Origin of the sequence: Caballeronia catudaia (assembly GCF_001544755.2) — a bacterium.
Taxonomy (GTDB): Bacteria; Pseudomonadota; Gammaproteobacteria; order Burkholderiales; family Burkholderiaceae; genus Caballeronia; species Caballeronia catudaia.
This window is the reverse complement of record NZ_FCOF02000016.1, coordinates 64,715-83,802: the sequence shown is the minus strand read 5'-3', so window position 1 is coordinate 83,802 and position 19,088 is coordinate 64,715. Positions and strand designations below refer to the sequence as shown.

The window sequence follows — 19,088 nt, the reverse complement described above, 5'->3', positions numbered from 1 at the left end:
GCTTCAAACCATAGAGATTTTTGCTTCCCGAAGTGGGCAACGCTAATGATCGTCGCTTGTCAGTGTCGTTCGATGGAGTCGGCCGCGGCCAGAAACGCTTGCACGAGGCGTAATCGCGCGGATGAACGTCCCCAAAGCAGGCCGACGAACCGCTTGGGCGCCGCATGCGGCAACGCCCATTTCTTCAGATCGAGGAGCACCGCGAGCGCATCGGGGATAAGGCCCGCCATCATTGTCGCCATGCCGCCGAGGCGCAGTTGACCGCCGAGTTGATCCGTATCGTCGATGTCCGCGCGCAGGTCGCGTATGTCGTGCAGCACGGTGCGTGCCCGCGCGAGAATGCGCTCGCCGGCTTCCGTCGCGCCGACCGTGCGGCCCGAGCGGCGCACGAGCGTCGCGCCGAGTTCGGCCTCCAGCATCTTCACCCTTTGCGCGACTGCGGCGGGCGTGAGATCCAGTCGGCGCGCGGCTTCGGCAATGGAGCCGAGCTCGACGACGAACACGAAGCTCTGCAGATAGCGCGAGTCCATCGATAAAAAGTTATATCGTAAGAGTGTCTGTCAAGCCGAGTTTGCGGCGAGCGATCGTGCGGCGGCGCGCATTTTGAACGCCGCATACAATTACGCGCATTGTCTTTTGCATTCATAAAACCATGAGCCACTTTCATCCCGTCAAGCTGGAGCACGCGAGCCGCCTCATCAATCATGGTCCGACGGTGCTCGTCACGAGCGCGCACGACGGCCGGCGCAACGTGATGGCCGCCGCGTGGTCGATGCCGGTGGAATTCACGCCGCCGCGTATCGCTGTCGTGATCGACAAAAGCACGTACACGCGCGAGTTAGCCGCCGCGAGCGGCAGGTTCGGCATCATCGTGCCGGGCGCGGCGATGATCGATCTGACTTACGCGGTCGGTTCGACGAGCGGGCGCGAGATCGACAAGTTCGAGGCCTTCGGCATCGAGACGGTGCGAGGGCCGGTGCTCGGCCTGCCGCTCATCGAGACGAACTGCGCGGCCTGGCTCGAGTGCCGGCTCATCGACGAAAAGCACACCGAAGACGCCTACGACACCTGTTTCGCGGAAGTCGTCGCGGCCGCCGCCGATGCGCGCGTGTTTGCCGACGGTCACTGGACTATCGACGAATCGAATCAGCCGCTGCACACGATTCATCACCTTGGCGCGGGCAAGTTCGTGCGCGCGTCGTCGATGGAGCAGGCGAAGCCGCTTGCACGCTGATGCGTTGCACGGGTGCCTGGCGCGCCCGCTTTGGCCCGCGACGAGGCTGTGCAGGCTGCGCTTCCAGCGTTGCGAACGAGATCAAATTGATGCAGATTGGCATCGGTTAAGGATGAGCGATATCCCGCGCCGCCGTGACGAGCGTGAGGCGTCATGACGAGCGTGTCCAAGCGATTTGACGCGGCGTACCGGTCTCGCGCGCACAAGACCCAGGAGACTCGATGACTTCCCCCCGGCGCGACACGAGCCACGAAACCAACAAAACCAACGAAAAAGCCCCGCACGAGCCGCTCACCTCCTATTACCCCGACGAATCCCGACGACGCCTCTGGCTGCGCGGCATCTTCGACCGCACCGCCTCCGACTACGATGCCATCGAACGTGCGATGGCCTTCGGCTCGGGCCCGTGGTACCGCAATCGCGCGCTGCGCTCGGCGGGTCTCGCGCGCGGCATGCGTGTGCTCGATGTCGGCATGGGAACGGGGCTCGTCACGAAGGAAGCGGTCGCGATCACCGGCAACCCCGCGCTCGTCACGGGCGTCGATCCGAGTCCGGGCATGGTCGGTCAGGCGCATCTGCCGAAAGGCGTCGAAACGCGCATCGGCACTGCCGAAGACCTGCCGTGCGACACCGCCGCGTACGATTTTCTCAGCATGGGTTTCGCATTGCGCCATGTCAGCGATCTCGCGAAAGTCTTCGACGAATATTTTCGCGTGCTCGCGCCCGGCGGACGGCTCTGCGTGCTCGAAATCACGCGCCCCGCGCATGGCGTGGGCATCGCCGCGTTGAAGCTGTACATGCGCGGCGTGGTGCCTGTGATCGCGCGACTCGTCGGGAAGAAAGAGGAAAGCGTCGAGCTGATGCGCTATTACTGGGACACGATCGAAGCCTGCGTGCCGCCCGACACCGTGCTCGCCGCCATCCGCCGCGCGGGTTTCGCGAACGTGCGCCGCGATGTCGAGCTCGGCATCTTCTCCGCTTATTGCGCGATCAAGCCAGCCGCCTGAGCCGCGTCGAGGATCACGGCCGCGCGTCCGCTCAGCAGCAAGCGTCCCTTGCAATGCATGGCAAAGCGATAGAGCACGGTGTTGTCGTCGCCGCCCATGCGCTCGGCGTCGATATCGAGCGGGCCGTCGAGCGTATCGAGGCGATCGACGTGCATCTGAACGCCGCGCACGCTCGTCAGCATGCCCACGCGCGGACGCTCGCTTGCATCGCCGACGAGCGCGCCATGCGTCGCCATCGCCTGCGCGGCATATTCGATGCCGCATACCGACGCGAGCCGTCCTTTCGAACGCAACGGATTGTCGGAAGCGAGATGGCTCGTCGCTGTGCAGCGAATACGCTGCGCATCCCACGCGACGACGGCATCGAGCAGGCACATCGGACCACTGTGCGGAATGCGCGCCGCGATCCAGTCGCGATCGAGAATGTGCGCGGCGTCGCTCATGTCGGGTCGATATCCACGGCTAGGCGCGTGCCGTCGAGATAATCGAGGACGACGCTCGATGCCTCCCCGCGTGCCAGCGCTTCGAGCAGCGGCAGCGCGCGCGCCGCGGGGTTCGACAGGCGCAGCGCTTCGAGATCCGCATCGGCGAAAATGAAAGCGTTGGCGTCCGTGAGACGCGCCTCGATGCGCGCCAGCGTGCGGCCGCTCGATTCGGGCGCGAGCACGAGCGCGACGCCGAACGCATCGGCGATCGGGCGCGCCTGATGCAATGGCTCCGGGTAATCCGTGTCGTAGGCGACGAGCAGCGTCGCGGCACCATCGACGCTCACTTGCGCGAGGCTCTCCAGCAAGCCCGCCGCGAAGCTGCCGTCATAAGCACACAGCACGTTCGATGCGGCCATCGCGCGCGTCGCGATGCTCCAGTAGCCCGCCGGCGCGTTGTGGACGGAGTTGTGGAAGCGCGTCGGCGAGAGTTGCGGCTCGTCGCTCGCGAGCGTTTCGCAGATCGCGTGAAAATTCCCGCCATCGCCGCCGGATGCAGCGAACACGGCGGCGAGCGCCGCGGCCTCGCGTCCGCTCTGCGCGACCGCTTCGTGCGCGGCCGCGAGCGCCGCGCGCACGACCGGCCCGGTGCGGCGCCGCTCGGCGGAAGGCAGGCTGGCGGGCGCCGGCAGCGAGGTCCGCGCGGCGGCGTCGCGCGCGGCGCGTTGCATCAATACGCTGGCGGCCCGCGGCCAGTCCGCGAGGCCCGGCCCGATCACGCCGATCCCTTCGATATACGCGCGCAATGGAGTCATGCCGATGCCGCTCCCTTGCGCCCGAACACGAGACTGCAGTTCGTCCCGCCGAAGCCGAACGAATTGGACAGCACTGCGCAGAGCGGCGCGTCGCGCGACGTGAGCACGTAGTCGAGACCGAGCGCGGGATCGGGCTCCGTGGTGTTGGCGCCCGCCGGAATCATCCGATGCTTGAGCGCGAGCGCAGCGATCACCGCTTCGAGCGCGCCGGCCGCGCCGAGCGTGTGGCCCGTCGCGCCCTTGGTCGAGCTGCACGGCACGCGGTCGAACAGGTCCGTGAGCGCGCGGCTTTCGGCGGCGTCGTTGCTGGGCGTCGCCGTGCCGTGCAGATTGACATAGCCGATGTCGCGCGCGTCGAGGCCCGCGCTCGCGAGCGCCTGTTCCATAGCGATCCGCGCGCCGAGCCCTTCTGGATGCGGCGACGACATGTGATACGCGTCGCTCGATTCGCCGATGCCGAGCAGACGGATCGCGTCGCCATCGTCGGCACGGTCGGTCGACTCACGTTCGAGCAGCCCGAACGCCGCCGCCTCGCCGATGGAAATGCCGTCGCGCTTCACGTCGAACGGCTTGCACGGCCCGGTCGACAGCAGTTCGAGCGAATTGAAGCCGTAGAGCGTCGTGAGACAGAGCGTATCGACGCCGCCGACCACGGCCACGTCGATGAGACCGGTTTCGAGCATGCGCCGCGCCGAGCCGAACACCTTCGCGCCCGACGAACACGCCGACGACACCGACACCGCCGGTCCGCGCAGCCCGAAATAAGCGCGCACGAAGCCGGCGAGCGAATACGGGTTGTGCGTGGTCGCATAGTTGAAATCGGCGGGCAGCGCACCGGTTCGCGCATCGCGACGCCGGTACGCGAGTTCGGTTTCGAGAATGCCCGCCGTGCTCGTGCCCATGAACACGCCCACGCGCGCCGAGCCCACCCGCTCGATCGCTTCGCGCACGCGCGCCTCGAAGCCGTCCTGCGTCATCGCCAGTTGCGCGAGGCGGTTGTTCCGGCAGTCGAATCCGGCGAGGTCCGCGCGTACCGGCGCGTCTTCGATGCCCGCGACGCGCCCCGTGTACGTGGCAAGCGCGGCGCCTTCGAAGTCGCATGGCGCGAGGCCGCCGCGTCCTTGCGCGAGCGCGGCGAGCGTCGCGTCGAGGCCGCGTCCCGCGCAGCTCGTGGCGGTGAAATGCGTAAGCAAAAGAGGGTTCACTACAGGTTCGGCCTCGACATTCAGTGGCGCTCGGTGGCGCCCAGTGGCATTTCGATGCGATTAATTGTAACAAACGAGATTTTCGGGACGGGACGACGCTCAGCCGGCCGGTCGCGCGATCAGCAGACGATTGGCGTCGTGCGCGCCGCTGCCCATCGGACGGATCTTCGTGTGGAAGCGCAGTTCGTCGAGCAGCGCGAGCCATTGCGCTTCGCTGCGGCAGGTGAGCCCGTTCGTGCGTCCCGACCGGGCGATCTGCACGCCGAAATCGACGGCGCGATCGAGCGTCGCATGCCAGCCCGCGGCGGCGTCGCTGACGCGCAGGAGCAGCACGCCGTCCGACGCGAGGCTCGCGCGCACGCGGCGGAGGATGGACGCTTGCGCGTCGGCGTCGACGTAATGCAGCACATCGCACGCGACGACCACATCGGCCGATGGAAACGGCGCGACGCGAATGTCGTCGCAGACGAAGCGGATGCGCGCTTCGTGCGCCTTCAACGCGATGCGCGCCCGCTCGACATCGCGCGGCGTCAGCTCGATGCCGTGTATCGAATGCGGCAGGGGCGGCGCGGGCCAGCGCGACGGCCACTTCCGTGATGCGTCATCGCGATGCCACGCGTGCGCGCCGACGAGCCACGCGGCGAGCAGGCCCTGTCCGCTGCCGAGATCGAGGATGCGCGCGCCATCGCCGATCAGTCCATGCGCGAGGACGTGGGCGAAGAACGGATCGTGACGCAGTTTCGCCGACGCGAAGTGCCACGCGAACCGGCCCGCGGCGCGGTAAGGACGGCAGGCGGCTTCGATGAGCGCGGTCGGGACCATGCGGGCGCAGTTGAACGATGGGCCCGTGCAGTCTAGCCGACTAACCGGCAATCGCCTCGCGCAATGTCGCCGTGGCAAGCCCGCGATCCGCCGCCGCGCGCAGCACCGCATCGAGCGCGGCCAGCACGACCGGCGCGCCGTCGGGCGCTTGGGCGGCGTGGCCATCGTGGACGAGCAGAATGTCGCGCGCGGCGAGCCCGTTCAAGAGACGCCGGGCGACGAGCGCGGCATCGCCCGCGCGCGTATCGAAGCCGCGCCGCGTCCAGCTCGCGAGATGCAGGCCGAGACCGCATAGCACGGGCTCCAGAAACGGATTGCGCAGTCCGGCGGGCGCGCGAAAGAACACGGGCCGCGTGCCCGCGATTTCGCCGATCGTCGCTTGCGCGGCTTCGATTTCGCGCCGCAGCGCGCGCGGCCCCATCAGCGAAAAATTGTGCCGATGCCGCTGGCTGTGGTTCTCCACGGCATGTCCGCGCGCGACGATCGCCTCGACGATGCGCGGATGCGCGCGCACCCGCTCGCCGATGCAGAAGAACGTCGCGCGGGCGCGATGCGCGTCGAGCAGATCGAGCACGCGCGGCGTGACGTCGGGATCGGGACCGTCGTCGATGGTGATCGCGATGCACGCGCCCGCCGACTCCGGCAGCGTCGTCCAGTTGTGACCGAGCAGCGAACTGCGCGGCCAGAGTCCCGCCGCCGTCAGCGCGAGATGCGACGCGATCACGCCGCCCGCCGCCCACGGCCATGCGCCAGGCGCGACGGCCAGCGACGCGAGCGCGCCCGCGTGCACGGCGACCGCGCCGCCGATCAGCGGCGTCGGAGTCCATCGGCGTGACGTGCCCGGCGCGTTCATCGCCTGAATCCCGAACGCGGCGCGAGGATCGCAGAAAACAACAGCGCCAGAATCGCGCCGGGGCCGACGGTCAGGCCAAAGGTTTTCAACATCGGCACGCTGGACAGCGCGAGCAGGCCGAAGCCGAGCACGGTCGCGAGATTCGCGATCACGAGCGACACGAGCGTTTGCGGCGAGATCGCGTTGTCGTCCGCGTGCGCGCGATAGTTGAAGAAGAGCGCGTAGTTCGAGCCGACCGCGACGATCAGCAGCATGCCGATCAGATGCAGGATCGTGAGCGACTTGCCCGCCAGCGCGAGCGCCGCGATCACGACGATCACCGCCGCGACGAGCGGCGCGAGCGTGCGCGCCGCGCGCACCGGCGAGCGCAGCGCCACTACGAGCAGCACGACGATCGCGGCGAAACCGCCGAGCGAAAGACGAATGTCCTCGTGCACGTAGTTCTGATAGAGGCGGTCGGCCTCGGCTTTCATATCGACGAAAAGCGCGTCCGGCACGTGCGCCGACGCCACCGCCGCGCGGATCGTCTGCGCCTGCACGTCGGAGCCTTGCGCGGCGCGCAAGGGCAGCATCGCGGTCCAGCGGCCGTCGCGTTGCGTGAGGAGCGAATCGACGGCGAGCGCCATCGACGTGCCTTGCAGATCGGCGCGGCGCACAAGCGGCTGCGCGCGGGCGGTTTCGACATCGGAGATGAAGGGCTCAAAAACGTCGGGCTTCACGCGGACGGTCTGCGCCCGCAGCGCGGCGGCGAGGCGCGTGCGCAACGCATCGGCGGGCGGCAGGCTCGCGATGCGCGCGCGCTGCGCCGCATCGCTCGGCAGATAGCGCGCGGGGCTTTCGTAGCCGGCGATCACGTGTTCATCGACGAGAGGCTGAAGCTGACGCGCGAGCGCTTCCGCGCGCTCCAGCGCCGTCTGCTCATCCACCGCCGACACCACGACGAGATAGCGCACGTCCGGCGCGCCGACATCCGCGCGCAGGCGTTCATCGAGATCCTGGCTCGCTTTCGGGACCGGACTCAGCGCCGACAATTCCTGACTCCACAATCCATGCCGCTGCATCAGCAACGCCGCGACAGCCACGAGCAGCAGCACGGCGAGCGCGACGCGCAACCGCGACGCCCGCGCCGCGACCCGCGCGAGCAGATTGCCGAGGCGCGACACGTCGCGGATCGCGAAGCCTTGCGGCAGCAGATGCGGCAGCACGAAGCGCGTGACGATGCCCGCCGTCGCCAGACCGACGATCGAATACAGCCCGAGTTGCACGAGGCCCGGAAAGCCGGAGAAGAGCATCGACGCGAAGCCGCAGATCGACGTCAAGACGCCGAGACGGATCGTCGGCCAGAAGCCCGCGACCCAGTCTTTCAGCGATTCGCGTCGCCCGCCAAAGGTCACGCCCGCCGACTGCACGAAGAGATAGATCGAATAATCGACGGCCTCGCCGATCAGCGTCGTGCCGAAACCGAGCGTCAGGCCATGCACGGTGCCGAACGCGAGGCTCACCGCGGCGACGCCCGCCGCGACGCCCGACAGAACGGGCATCAGGCCGAGCAGCAGCGTCGGAAGCGAGCGATACACCGCCAGCAGCAGCACGACGATCAGCACGATGCTCGCCGCCGACAGCCAGCGCACGTCGTGCATGATCGTGTCGCGCGTCTCGACGGCGAACACGCCGGGGCCCGTCATCAAAAGGCGATACGACGGCGCAACCGATGCGAACGCATCGCGGATGGCGGCCATCGCGCTCGCTTGCGCATCGGTGTCGGAACCGGCGTTCGCGGTTTGCGCGAGCAACACCGCGCGCTGGCCGTCGCGCGATGCCCACACGCCGTCGCGCATCGCGGGCTGCGCGCCGCTGTCCAACTGGCTGACGAGCGCGGTGACTTCGCCGGTCGGATCGTGCGGCAGCAGGTCTTTCGCCATCATGCCGGCCGATGACGTCAGCAAGTCGAGGCTGTCGGCGAGCGCGTCTTTCAGGCCGGTTTGGCTGAAACGCTCGGGCGTCACCGCCGGACTCAACTGGTATCGATGATCGAACACGAAGCGCTCGTCGCGCGCCTGTCCGACCGGTTCGCCGTTGTTGACGGCGGAAAAGCGCTTGTCCTCGCGGAGCTTCGCCGCGACCTTGCGCGAGACTTCCGCGCGCCCCTTTGCATCGCCGCCTTCGATGCCGACGAGAATCAGCCGCGACACGAGCCCGTCGCGCAACTGCTCGACGAGCACGCGCTGTTGCTCGCTCGGCGAGCGCGGCAGGAACGCGGAGAGATCGGCGGAAAAGTTCGTGCGCGCGATGACCGCCGCGCATACCGCGAGAAAGCACAGCCAGGCGATGACCGCAGGCCGACGAAGAACCGCGCGCATGCGTGTTCAGTGCGCCGACGCGTCTTGCAGGCGCATCAGCGAACGGTCGCCATCGGCCTGTCTGATCTCGACGCGCGCGAGCGCCGCGCCCGTGCCGGCGAGCGTGATCGAACTGACTTTCTGCTTCATGCGCGAATCGATCGGCACGAGCGTCATCGTCCAGTCGTTGCCTTTACCGTCGATCGAAACCTTGTACGCCTCTTCCAGCGCGAAGCGGTTGCCCGCGAGCGTCGCGCGAATGCTGTCGATGAAGGCGCCCAGCTCCGGATAGTTGCGCAGCGGAATGGTGATCTTGCGGCCTTTGCGATCGACGGTGAGCATGTCGCCATCGACGACGAGATTCTCCGGCTTCGGGCTGACCGTATGCTTTTCCAGATGATCCGGCGCGACGAACACGAGTTCGCCCGACGATTCGAGCGGCTCCTGCGCGATCTTCAGATAACGCGTCTCGGTGAAGCGCGCGCGGCCGGACTTCTTCGCGCCGAGCGTATTCATCAGGCGATCGAGCGTCCAGGGTGTGTCGGCGGCGACGGCCAGCGTCGATGAAGCGCAAAGAACGGCGGCGGTCAGCACCGCGGCGAAAACTCGCATAAGCTCAGGCATCCTCCACAATTTTCTGCAAGACGGCGTCCGGCGCGCGCTCGGGCTCCTGCGCGGCGTTCGCCTGCCAGAAGTCGAAGTAGTTGAACCAGTTGTACGGTGCTGCGCGGCAGTACTTTTCCAGCAGCGCGACGTAGCGCGTCAACGCGGCATCGACGGCGGCGGCGCGCTCGCTGCGCTCGACCGTCGAAAAATCGGCGAGCGTTTCGAAGTGGATGTCGTAACGATTGCCGCCGAGATACAGCCCCGTCATGAAGACGACCGGCCGCCGCAGCACCGCCGCCATGTGCAGTGGCCCGAGGGGAAATGCGGCGGGCGCGCCGAGGAAATCGCGCTCCTTCAGCGTGTCGCCGGCCTGGCGCAGCGTGCGGTCCGCGAGAATGCCGACGAGACTGCCCGCATCGAGCCGCTCGCGCACTTTCAGCATCGCATCGACCTTGCCGAGCCCGATCACGTCGTGATGCGCGGCCGGATTCACGGCAGCGAGAATCGCGCCGATCTTGCGCGCGTTCTCCTCGTACATCGTGATCGCGATACGGATATGCGGCTGCGCCCGCCCGATCGCGCGCACCACTTCGAAGCTGCCGAGATGCGCGCCCATCAGAAATGCGCCGCGCCCATCGGCGAGCGCGGCTTCGACATGTTCGACGCCATGCGTGCGGATATCGAACAGATCGAAGCGTTCGTTGAGCAGATAGATGCGGTCGTGAATCGTCGATGCGAACGAAAACACGTGGCGATAACCGTCGCGCCAGCCCGCGTGCCGCCCGAGCGCGCGATTCAGATAAGACCGCGACGCACGCCGCGCACGCGGCGAGAAGGCCACGAAATACGCGGTGATGATCCGCAGCAGCACACGTCCCGCGCGCCGTCCGAAGCGCAGCGATACCCACGTCATGAAGCGCAGCAACGCGAGGTTGCTGCGTTCCTGGCGGTCGGCCCAGTCGTCGCGGTTGCGCGGCTCGTTCACGATGTGTGCTTATCCGTGACGTTTGTTGTAGATGACGTAGCGAGCGCACCGCTCGCCACCGCGCGTTCGCCCGCGCGGATCGTGAAGCGGATCGCGCCGCTCGCCGCCGTCTCGTAGGCGATGTCGAGCGTTTCGCCCGGTTTCGCCGGACTCAAAAATTTCGCCGATTCGATCCGGCACGCGTCGAAGCGCTGTCCGAGCGCGACGCCGATCGCATCGAGCGCGTGATCGAGGAGGACTACGCCCGGCACGATCGGACGCCCCGGAAAATGTCCGGCGAGCGCGGGATGCCCGGGCGGCACGGTGAACGTCAGCGCGGCGCGCCGGTTGCGTTCGGTGTCGATCAGCTTCGTCAGCACTTCGCGCGGCAGCTTGCCGGTCGCGTTGCGCGGCAGCGAATCGACGAACAGCAGCGGCCGCGGCATGAAGGCGGCGTCGATGCGCTCGCGCAACGCGCGCTGCAAATCGGCCGCCGCGAGTTCCGGCGCGACCACGAGCGCCAGCAGGCGGCGCACCGGCTCGCTGTCGGACGGAGATTCGTCGGGCATGTAGAACACGCCGTCGACGACGCCCGGCACCGCGTTCAACTGATGGTTCAAATACGCGAGCGACGTGCGCTTGCCCGCGATATTGATGAGATCCGCCTTGCGCCCGTGCAGCAGAAAATGCGCGCCGTCGATGAGTTCGAGCGCGTCGCCCATCGGCACGGGCACTTCGACGTGGCCTCCGGACGCCCACATCGTCGGTTCATTCGAGTCATCGGCGCGCGGCGTCAGCATGATGTCGGGAAACAGCTCCCATGCGGCGGTTCGCGCGGTGCGTCGCGTCGCGATCTGGCCGGTTTCGGTGCTGCCGTAGATTTCCATCAGGGGCGCTTGCAGGCGCGCTTCTGCGTCGAGCGCCAGTTTTTCCGATAACGGCGCGGTCGCCGACAGCACCAGCGACGCGCGCGGCAGCGCTTCGTCGTTGGCGAACAGCGCGCGAAGGTGGATCGGCGAGCTCACGAGCACGCGCGGCTCGGGCACGGCATCGAGCTCCGCGCGGATATCGACGGGATAGAACGGCTGGCGGTTGCTGAACGCGAGGCCGCCGAGCAGCGCGAGCAGCACGGTCGATTCGAAGCCGTACATGTGCTGCGGCGGCACCGTGCCGATGAGCGTCGCATGCGCTTCGCCGAGCAGGTTCAGACGCGCCGCCGCCGCGCGCACGTTCTTCACCAGAAAGCCCCACGTCTTGCGATGCGGCACCGGCGCACCGGTCGAGCCGGAGGTGAACACGTAGGCCACGACGCGCGCGCCGTCGATATGCGGCACCTGCGTTTCGCCGTCCGCGCACGCCGGCGCGCGCTCCGGATAGCGGAAGCGCGGCAGGTCGATCGCGCAGTCGTCATGGTCGTGCAGGCAGAACGCGTCGGGTGCGAACGAGGCGAGGGCGCGCACCATGTCGGGCGTGTGGGTCGACGGCAACAGGCTTGTCTTGCCCGCGACGAGCGTCGCGCACAGGCTCACCGTGAAGCGGTATCGATCCGTGCACACGTTGAACACATGACCGCCTTCGGGCAGCGCAGCGGCGAGCGTCCGCACATCGGCGAGAAATTCGCGCACGCTGACGGGCGCACCGTCGCGCCAGGCGATCGTCTGATCCGGCGACGCGTGAAAGACCAGCGGAAAAGTCTGCATGGGCGATGGGCTCGTCGGCATCACCGCGCCCCGCTGCGACGCATCTGCATCGAATGCGTATAGGCGCGCACGGCGTCCATGATGCCCGAGGGCGCTATGTCCGGCAGCGCGATGCGGCGGCACGCGTATTCGGCGACGAACATGAGCCCTACCGCCGGCAGCGCGAGATAGTTCGCGAACGTGGACCACGCGACGATCGACGCGAGCGCGAACAGCGCGGTCGAAACGAGCGCGGTCGCGATGAAGAAGAGCGTCCACGCGATGGTGACGCCGCGCGTATAGCGCACGACGCGCGGTTCGAGCTTGCCGTGGATCATCGTCGCGAACTGGGTGCAGAGCGGTTCGCGGCCGGCCGCGAGCGTGTGGCCGAACATCCACGCGAGCGCGAGATTGAAGCTCGCGTGCTCCAGCCAAAGCCCCCAGCCGAAGTGCGCGGTGAGCGGCGCGCGCCCGAGCCACAATACGGCGCACGCCAGCGCCCAGAGCGGCAGCAGCCATGCGCGCGCGTTCGAGCGCAATGCCGCGTTGAGCGTGACGAGCAGCAGCGGCGCGAGGACGAGCGCGAGCCCCAGCCCGTGCCCGCCCGGTGTGGACGCGGCATGATGCGCGGCAAGCTGGTATGCGACGATCGCGGCCACGACGCCGGCCGCGCGCAGGAAGCGGGCGGCGCTCATCGGCAAAGTCCCGCGCCGCGCAACGCGCGTGAAGAAAGGAAAAAGGTACGCAACATGGGATGCGGCTGCGGCGTTCTTTCTGAACGCTCGGTTGTTGAACAAAGATGCGGCAGTCGCCCGCCTGACGATCATTTTCCCGCGCGGGTGGTGGGTCGGTCTGTAACCGATTGTTCGATGATCTTACATTCGTCAGACGCGCGAATTTTACCCTACCGGCGCGGCCCCCCGAGCAGAGGGGGAAACCACTGATTTTTCTCGATAAAATCCTGCCGGTGAGCCGTGTACCGGCGGTTACCTTTACTACTAGGCGTGCCAGAGGGCATCGTCTAGAATTTCGCCACCGCAATTATCTCGATAACAGGCGGCCGGCAGCGTGCGGAGAACGCGGGGCGCACGTATTGCGAGCGACCTTCGCCGCGCGTTTTTGCGCTGGTTGTACACACTATGAATGAACTGGAAAGAGAGCTCGCCGAGCTGATCGTCGCCGAACTGAATCTCGAAGACGTCGATCCGAAGGCGGTCTCGGCCGATACGCGCTTGTATGAAGAAGGTTTCGGGCTCGATTCCATCGACATCCTCGAGATCGCGCTGCTGATCTCGAAGAAGTACGGTTTCGAGCTGCGCTCGGACAATCCCGACAACCAGAAAATCTTCGCAAGCCTCGGCGCGCTCGCGGCGCACGTCGCCGCGCATCGCACGCGGTAAGACGCGGCTCGTCCGGTCGTCCGATCGTCCGATCGTCCGATCGTCCAGCACGCAGCCGCTGTCATGCAACTGAAATCCGCCGCATCGAGACTGGACGACGCGCACGCTCGTGCGAACTCGTTGCGGCGACACACGAAAGCGGAGTGCAATCGATGACGGAAGCCCCATGCGCGCGCTCGTGACAGGCGGCAGCGGCGCGATCGGACAGGCGGTGAGCCGAACGCTGGCAACCGCCGGGCACGAGGTCTGGGTTCACGCGAACGGCGGCATCGAACGTGCCGAAAGCTGTGTGCAAGCGATCCGCACGGCGGGCGGCGCGGCGCATGCCATCGCCTTCGATGTCACCGACCCCGACGCAACGGACACCGCGCTCGCGCGCATTCTGGCCGACGGTCCCGTCCAGATTCTCGTGAACAACGCGGGCATCCACGACGACGCGCCGATGGCAGGCATGACGCGCCAGCAATGGAAACGCGTGCTCGACGTGACACTCGACGGCTTTTTCAACGTCACGCAGCCGCTTCTGATGCCGATGATCCGCACGCGCTGGGGACGGATCGTCAACATGTCGTCGCTGTCGGGGCTGATGGGCAACCGCGGCCAGGTGAATTACGCGGCGGCGAAGGCCGGGCTGATCGGCGCGACGCGCGCACTCGCGCAGGAACTCGCGTCGCGTGGCATCACGGTGAATGCGGTGGCGCCCGGCGTCATCGATTCGCCGATGCTCGGCCAGGCGTTTCCCCCGGAGCGCATCAGGCAGCTCGTGCCGGCGCAGCGCGCGGGCACGGCGGAAGAAGTCGCGGGCATGGTCGCGTATCTGGTGTCGGACGCGGCGGCTTATGTCACCGGACAGGTCTTGTCGATCAACGGCGGGATCGCCTAAAACGCTGCATGAACGCTGCATGAACGCAAAGGAACACGGATGAGCGAAGCGACGCAAACGCAGCAGCAAACCTGGGACGTCGTCGTGATCGGCGGCGGTCCGGCCGGATCGACGGCGGCGACGCTGCTCGCGGATCGCGGCTATCGCGTGCGCGTGCTGGAAAAGGCGCGGCATCCGCGCTTTCATATCGGCGAATCCCTTTTGCCGGCGAATTTGCGGCTGTTCGAACGGCTCGGCGTAGCCGACGAAGTACGCGCGATCGGCATGGTCAAGCTCGCGGCCGAGTTCGTGTCGCCGCAGCACGACAATCGCATGCAGCGTTTCATGTTCGCCGATGCGTGGGACAAGTCGATGCCGAGCGCGTATCAGGTGCGCCGTTCCGAACTCGACGAAATCCTGCTGCGCAACGCGGCGAAGCACGGCGCGCACGTGAGCGAAGGCTGCCGCGCGCGCGATGTCGCCTTCGCGCCCGACCATTCCAGCGCGACGATCAGCGCCGAGCACGACGATGGCCGCATCGAGGCAGTGCGGGCGCGCTTCATCGTCGATGCATCGGGGCGCGATACGCTGCTCGCGAATCAGTTCAGAACGAAGCGCCGCAACGCGCGCCACAACTCGTCGGCGCTGTATGGCCATTTCAGGAACGCGCGCCGCAACGCCGGGCAGAACGAGGGCAACATCACCGTGTTCTGGTTCGAGCACGGCTGGTTCTGGTTCATCCCGCTCGCCGACGGCGCGACGAGCATCGGCGCGGTCGTGTGGCCGGCGTATCTGAAGCGCCGTCCGAAGGGCACGTCGGTGGAAGCGTACTTCCGCGAGACGATCGCGCTCTGTGCGCCGCTCGCCGAGCGCCTGAGCGACGCCGAGCTGATCAGCGAAGTTCACGCGACGGGCAACTACGCCTACACCGGCGACATGACGCACGGACGCAACTTCCTGCTGCTCGGCGACGCCTTCGCGTTCATCGATCCGGTGTTCTCGTCCGGCGTGATGCTCGCGATGCAAAGCGCGTTCGCGGGCGCGGAAGCGATCGACGGCGCGCTCTCGAACCCGGCTGGCGCGCCAGCCGCGCTCGCGAAGTTCGATCGCGACGTGCGCCACGGGCCGCGCGAATTCTCGTGGTTCATCTACCGCATGACATCGCCGACGATGCGCAATCTCTTTATGGGACCGAGGAACCCGCTGCGCATGAAGGAAGCGCTGCTGTCGCTGCTTGCGGGCGATATCTTCGGCACGACACCGATCTGGCGTTCGTTGCGCGCGTTCAAGGGCATCTATTACGTCACGGCGGCGCTCGACTGGCGCAATTCGCTGCGTGCATACCGGATGCGAAAGCGCAATCTGAGCGATGCGGAACGCGCGGAGCTGTCGGCCAATTGATGACGATGCCGCCGATCCGTCCGTCACGCTTTGCTTTGCTGTTGTTGCTCGCCGCGAGCAGCGGTGCCTGCGCCGACGAAGAAGCGCCGCCGCCGAGCAAGCCGCTGTGGGAGCTCGGCATCGGCGCGGGCGTGGCTGCGTTTCCGCATTATCCCGGTTCGGACCAGACACGCGCATGGGTCTTTCCGTTTCCGTACGTGATCTATCGCGGCAAGTTCCTGCGCGCGGACCGCGACGGCGTGCGCGGCCAGTTGCTCAATACCGACCGCGTCAACTTCAATATCAGCGTGCTCGGCTCGCTGCCGGTTTCCAGCCGCGACGACAACGCGCGCGCCGGCATGCCCGATCTCAAGCCGACGATCGAAATCGGTCCGTCGGTGGAAGTGCATCTGTGGCGGACGCTTTCGCGCGACATGCTGCTCGATCTGCGCATGCCGCTGCGCATGGGCATCACGCTGGAATCGTCGCCGAAGACGGTCGGCTGGCAGTTCGAGCCGAACGTGAACCTCGATCTCGTCGATGTCGCGGGCGTGCCGGGCCTGCGCGTCGGCATGTTCGCCGGGCCGATGTTCGCGAACGGTCACTACAGCGATCACTACTACACCGTCGCGCCGCAATACGCGACGCCCGGCCGGCCGGCGTTTCAGGCGAGCGGCGGCTATTCGGGCGCGCAGGCGCTCGTGTCGATGTCGCGGCGCTTCAGCCATTACTGGGTCGGCGCGTTCATGCGCTACGCCAATCTCGCGGGCGCGAGCTTCGCCGACAGTCCGCTCGTGCGTCAGAAAAGCGTGCTGTCGGGCGGCGTGGCGCTTGCGTGGGTGTTCGGGCAATCGTCGAAAACGGTGGCGAGCGATGAGTGACGCGCATCGGAAAATCGGCGGCGCGGACCTCGAAAGCGTCTGGCAATGCGTGGCGTTCTACTTCGCGCTCGTCGTGCTCGCGCTCGTATGCCTCGCGTGGTTTCCGTTCGCGCTGATTCTGCGATGCGTGCTGTCCGTCGATGCGGGGCGGCGCGTCGGGCGCACCGCCGTCCAGCGCGTGTGGCACATGTACTTCGCGCTGCTGCGCACGCTCGGCGCGTGCCGCTTCGATCTCGCCGAGCTCGATGCGCTCGCGGGCGAATCCGCGATGATCCTCGCGCCGAATCACCCGTGCCTGCTCGATGCGCTGCTCATCGCGTCGCGCGTGCCCGATACATGCTGCGTGATGAAAGGCGACGTCGCTGGAAACGTGTTCCTCGGGCCCGGCGCGCTGCTCGCGGGCTATATCGTCAACGACTCGCCTGTCGGACTGATCCGCGCCGCCGTCGCCGAACTGCAGCGCGGCAGTCCGCTGTTGCTGTTTCCCGAAGGCACGCGCACGGAAAGCGCCTCGGTGAATCCGCTGAAAGGCGGTATCGCGCTGATCGCGGCGCGCGCGCAGGCGCCGGTGCAGACGCTCATCATCGAGACGGATTCGGGCTTTCTCGGCAAGGGCTGGCAGATCTTCAGGAAGCCGGCTCTGCCGATCACCTATCGCGTGACGCTCGGCCGCCGCTTCGCGCCGCCGGGACGCGATCACGCCGCGCTGCAGGCGTTCATCGGCGAATTGCAGCGCTTCTATGCGGGCGAGCTCGACACGCATCGCAGGCGCGACTGAGCGACTGAGAGCGGCGGCGACCGCAGACGTTAAAATTCGTCGCATCTTTTCGTTTTCCTGTTTCCCCTAATGCCTTCGACACGCGCATCGTCCACGCATCTCGTCCTGATTCCGAGCTACAACCCCGGCGAGAAAGTCGATGAAACCGTGCGCGGCGCGCGCGAGCAGTGGAATCCCGTATGGGTCGTCGTCGATGGCAGCACGGACGGCAGCGCCGCGCGTCTTGTGAAAATGGCCGAAACCGATCCCGGCCTGCGCGTGATCGTGCTGCCGGACAATCGCGGCAAGGGCTCGGCGATCCTGGCGGGCCTCGACGAAGCGGCGAAACTCGGCTTCACGCATGTGCTGACGATGGACTCGGACGGCCAGCATCCCGCCGCGCTGATCCGCACGTTCATGGAAACGTCGATGGCCGCGCCCGAAGCGATGATTCTCGGCCGCCCCAGGTTCGACGCGAGCGCGCCGCAATTGCGCGTGCAGGGGCGGCGCATCTCGAACGGCTGGGCGAATCTGGAGACGCTGTGGATGGGCATCGGCGATTCGCTCTACGGCTTTCGCGTGTATCCGGTCGCGCCGCTCGCCGCCGTGATGCGCTCGCAGATGTTCATGCGCCGCTTCGACTTCGATCCCGAAGCGGTGGTGCGTCTGTGCTGGCGCGGCGTGCGGCCGATCAATCTCGACGCGCCCGTGCGCTACTTCAGGCCGGAAGAGGGCGGCGTTTCGCATTTTCACTATGGCCGCGACAACGCGCTGCTGACGTGGATGCACGCGCGGCTATTGATTGGTTTTCTGATACGGCTGCCGCTGTTGATTGCGCGGCGTTTGAAAACCCGTTAAAGCCTCATCCGGTTCCACGAACGGCAAGGCGAATAAATCGTTGAATGCTTTTCGGTTTTCTTGACGAAAACGTAAATCGTAATCAACGTTTGCAATTTTCAACCTTTTAGTCCGGTTCCGGCTGCCATACTCGTTCAATAGGTTCAGCAACCGCATTTCAACTGCTCCCGAATGGCGCGGCGAGAATAATAACCGCGCGCGCCGGATTGCGATCGTTGCTGAAATAAATTCGAATAACTAATCGAATTAATCCCTGATCCAGCGAGTTTGAATATGTCGAATAATCAGGAGCCGCGCCGCCGCTTCCTGCGGCAGGTCATTGCCATCATGCCGGCAGCGAGCGTCGCGTCGGGCGCGGCGCTCACGCAATCCGCGTGCAGCCAGTCGACGGAGACGGCAGCCGCATCGCCTTCCCGGGACTATCATCCCGTCTATTTCCACGCGTCCGAATGGCGCTTTCTGCAAGCCGCCGTCGATCGTCTGATTCCCGAAGACCGGCACGGTCCGGGCGCGCTGAAGGCAGGCGTCCCGGAATTCATCGACCGGCAAATGGAAACACCTTACGGCTACGGCAAGCTCTGGTATATGCAGGGGCCGTTCCATACGGATTTGCCGCCGGAACTCGGCTATCAGATGAATCTCGCGCCGCGCGATATTTATCGCCTCGGCATCGAGGCCTGCAACGACTGGTGCGAGAAACAGCACGGCGGCAAAGTCTTCGCGGATCTCGATTTCGCCACGCAGGAAGCCGTGCTCGGGCAACTGGAGCATGGCAAGGCGGAATTCGGCACGCTGCCCGCGCAAACCTTCTTTTCGTATTTGCTCACGAACACCAAGGAAGGTTTTTTCGCCGATCCGATTTACGGCGGCAATAAAGACATGGCGGGCTGGAAGATGGTCGGTTTTCCTGGCGCGCGCGCGGATTTCGCCGACTGGATCGACCGGCCGGGCGAGAAATATCCGTATGGCCCGGTATCGATCGACGGAAGGCGAGGCTAAGT

The 19,088-nt window shown here is 66.5% G+C and carries 20 protein-coding genes; 9 read left to right on the top strand and 11 right to left on the bottom strand.

Features of this window, described 5'->3' with window-relative positions; genetic code table 11:
• Positions 1-59 precede the first annotated feature (59 nt).
• A complete protein-coding gene (locus AWB75_RS18695; protein ID WP_087086680.1) occupies positions 60-530 on the bottom strand; it encodes a LysR family transcriptional regulator in 471 nt (156 codons plus the stop codon).
• A gap of 122 nt (positions 531-652) precedes the next feature.
• On the opposite strand from AWB75_RS18695, the gene AWB75_RS18690 reads away from it, so the two are divergent.
• Both AWB75_RS18690 and AWB75_RS18685 read left to right on the top strand, forming a co-directional pair.
• Positions 653-1,234: a flavin reductase family protein gene (locus tag AWB75_RS18690; RefSeq protein WP_061125571.1), complete on the top strand. Its 582-nt coding sequence runs from the start codon at positions 653-655 to the stop codon at positions 1,232-1,234.
• A gap of 221 nt (positions 1,235-1,455) precedes the next feature.
• Positions 1,456-2,241, top strand: a complete 786-nt coding sequence (locus AWB75_RS18685) for a class I SAM-dependent methyltransferase (RefSeq protein WP_061125570.1) — start codon at positions 1,456-1,458, stop codon at positions 2,239-2,241.
• Here the strand turns inward: AWB75_RS18685 and AWB75_RS18680 are convergent.
• From AWB75_RS18680 to AWB75_RS18635, 10 genes are all read right to left on the bottom strand, one after another.
• Positions 2,214-2,684: a hotdog family protein gene (locus AWB75_RS18680; protein WP_061125569.1), complete on the bottom strand. Its 471-nt coding sequence runs from the start codon at positions 2,682-2,684 to the stop codon at positions 2,214-2,216. The genes AWB75_RS18685 and AWB75_RS18680 overlap by 28 nt on opposite strands.
• The gene (locus AWB75_RS18675) at positions 2,681-3,481 is read right to left on the bottom strand and encodes a beta-ketoacyl synthase chain length factor (RefSeq protein ID WP_061125568.1); all 801 of its coding nucleotides are present in this window, start codon (positions 3,479-3,481) and stop codon (positions 2,681-2,683) included. The genes AWB75_RS18680 and AWB75_RS18675 overlap by 4 nt, the downstream gene beginning before the upstream one ends.
• Positions 3,478-4,686 carry a beta-ketoacyl-[acyl-carrier-protein] synthase family protein gene (locus AWB75_RS18670; protein WP_061125567.1) on the bottom strand — a complete coding sequence of 403 codons (1,209 nt, stop codon included), beginning with the start codon at positions 4,684-4,686 and terminating at the stop codon, positions 3,478-3,480. The genes AWB75_RS18675 and AWB75_RS18670 overlap by 4 nt, the downstream gene beginning before the upstream one ends.
• A gap of 99 nt (positions 4,687-4,785) precedes the next feature.
• Entirely contained in the window at positions 4,786-5,508 is a 723-nt protein-coding gene (locus AWB75_RS18665) for a class I SAM-dependent methyltransferase (protein WP_061125566.1), read from the bottom strand.
• 40 nt (positions 5,509-5,548) lie between these two features.
• The gene (locus AWB75_RS18660) at positions 5,549-6,361 is read right to left on the bottom strand and encodes a polysaccharide deacetylase family protein (protein WP_061125565.1); all 813 of its coding nucleotides are present in this window, start codon (positions 6,359-6,361) and stop codon (positions 5,549-5,551) included.
• Positions 6,358-8,721, bottom strand: a complete 2,364-nt coding sequence (locus AWB75_RS18655) for an MMPL family transporter (RefSeq protein WP_061125564.1) — start codon at positions 8,719-8,721, stop codon at positions 6,358-6,360. Before AWB75_RS18655 ends, AWB75_RS18660 begins: the two co-directional genes overlap by 4 nt.
• Before the next feature lie 6 nt (positions 8,722-8,727).
• Positions 8,728-9,312: a LolA family protein gene (locus AWB75_RS18650; protein WP_087086679.1), complete on the bottom strand. Its 585-nt coding sequence runs from the start codon at positions 9,310-9,312 to the stop codon at positions 8,728-8,730.
• Between the two features lie 4 nt (positions 9,313-9,316).
• Positions 9,317-10,291 (bottom strand): LpxL/LpxP family acyltransferase, encoded by a 975-nt coding sequence (locus AWB75_RS18645; RefSeq protein WP_087086678.1) that lies wholly within the window; start codon positions 10,289-10,291, stop codon positions 9,317-9,319.
• Entirely contained in the window at positions 10,288-11,970 is a 1,683-nt protein-coding gene (locus AWB75_RS18640; protein WP_061125631.1) for an AMP-binding protein, read from the bottom strand. The genes AWB75_RS18645 and AWB75_RS18640 overlap by 4 nt, the downstream gene beginning before the upstream one ends.
• Before the next feature lie 20 nt (positions 11,971-11,990).
• Positions 11,991-12,644, bottom strand: a complete 654-nt coding sequence (locus tag AWB75_RS18635; RefSeq protein WP_061125562.1) for a COG4648 family protein — start codon at positions 12,642-12,644, stop codon at positions 11,991-11,993.
• Positions 12,645-13,088: 444 nt separating this feature from the next.
• Between AWB75_RS18635 and AWB75_RS18630 the strand changes: the two genes are divergently transcribed.
• The 7 genes from AWB75_RS18630 (at position 13,089) to AWB75_RS18600 (ending at position 19,086) form a co-directional block, all read left to right on the top strand.
• Positions 13,089-13,349, top strand: coding sequence for a phosphopantetheine-binding protein (locus tag AWB75_RS18630; RefSeq protein WP_008348277.1), 261 nt, complete (start codon positions 13,089-13,091; stop codon positions 13,347-13,349).
• A gap of 166 nt (positions 13,350-13,515) precedes the next feature.
• Entirely contained in the window at positions 13,516-14,232 is a 717-nt protein-coding gene (gene fabG / locus AWB75_RS18625; protein WP_061125561.1) for a 3-oxoacyl-ACP reductase FabG, read from the top strand.
• Positions 14,233-14,271: 39 nt separating this feature from the next.
• Positions 14,272-15,612 carry an NAD(P)/FAD-dependent oxidoreductase gene (locus tag AWB75_RS18620; RefSeq protein ID WP_061125560.1) on the top strand — a complete coding sequence of 447 codons (1,341 nt, stop codon included), beginning with the start codon at positions 14,272-14,274 and terminating at the stop codon, positions 15,610-15,612.
• Positions 15,612-16,472, top strand: coding sequence for a MipA/OmpV family protein (locus AWB75_RS18615; protein ID WP_061125559.1), 861 nt, complete (start codon positions 15,612-15,614; stop codon positions 16,470-16,472). The genes AWB75_RS18620 and AWB75_RS18615 overlap by 1 nt, the downstream gene beginning before the upstream one ends.
• The gene (locus AWB75_RS18610; protein ID WP_061125558.1) at positions 16,465-17,250 is read left to right on the top strand and encodes a lysophospholipid acyltransferase family protein; all 786 of its coding nucleotides are present in this window, start codon (positions 16,465-16,467) and stop codon (positions 17,248-17,250) included. The genes AWB75_RS18615 and AWB75_RS18610 overlap by 8 nt, the downstream gene beginning before the upstream one ends.
• A gap of 69 nt (positions 17,251-17,319) precedes the next feature.
• Positions 17,320-18,087: a glycosyltransferase family 2 protein gene (locus AWB75_RS18605; protein WP_061125557.1), complete on the top strand. Its 768-nt coding sequence runs from the start codon at positions 17,320-17,322 to the stop codon at positions 18,085-18,087.
• A gap of 273 nt (positions 18,088-18,360) precedes the next feature.
• Complete coding sequence (locus tag AWB75_RS18600; protein ID WP_061125556.1) at positions 18,361-19,086, top strand: gluconate 2-dehydrogenase subunit 3 family protein; 726 nt, start codon at positions 18,361-18,363, stop codon at positions 19,084-19,086.
• The last annotated feature ends 2 nt before the right edge of the window (positions 19,087-19,088 follow it).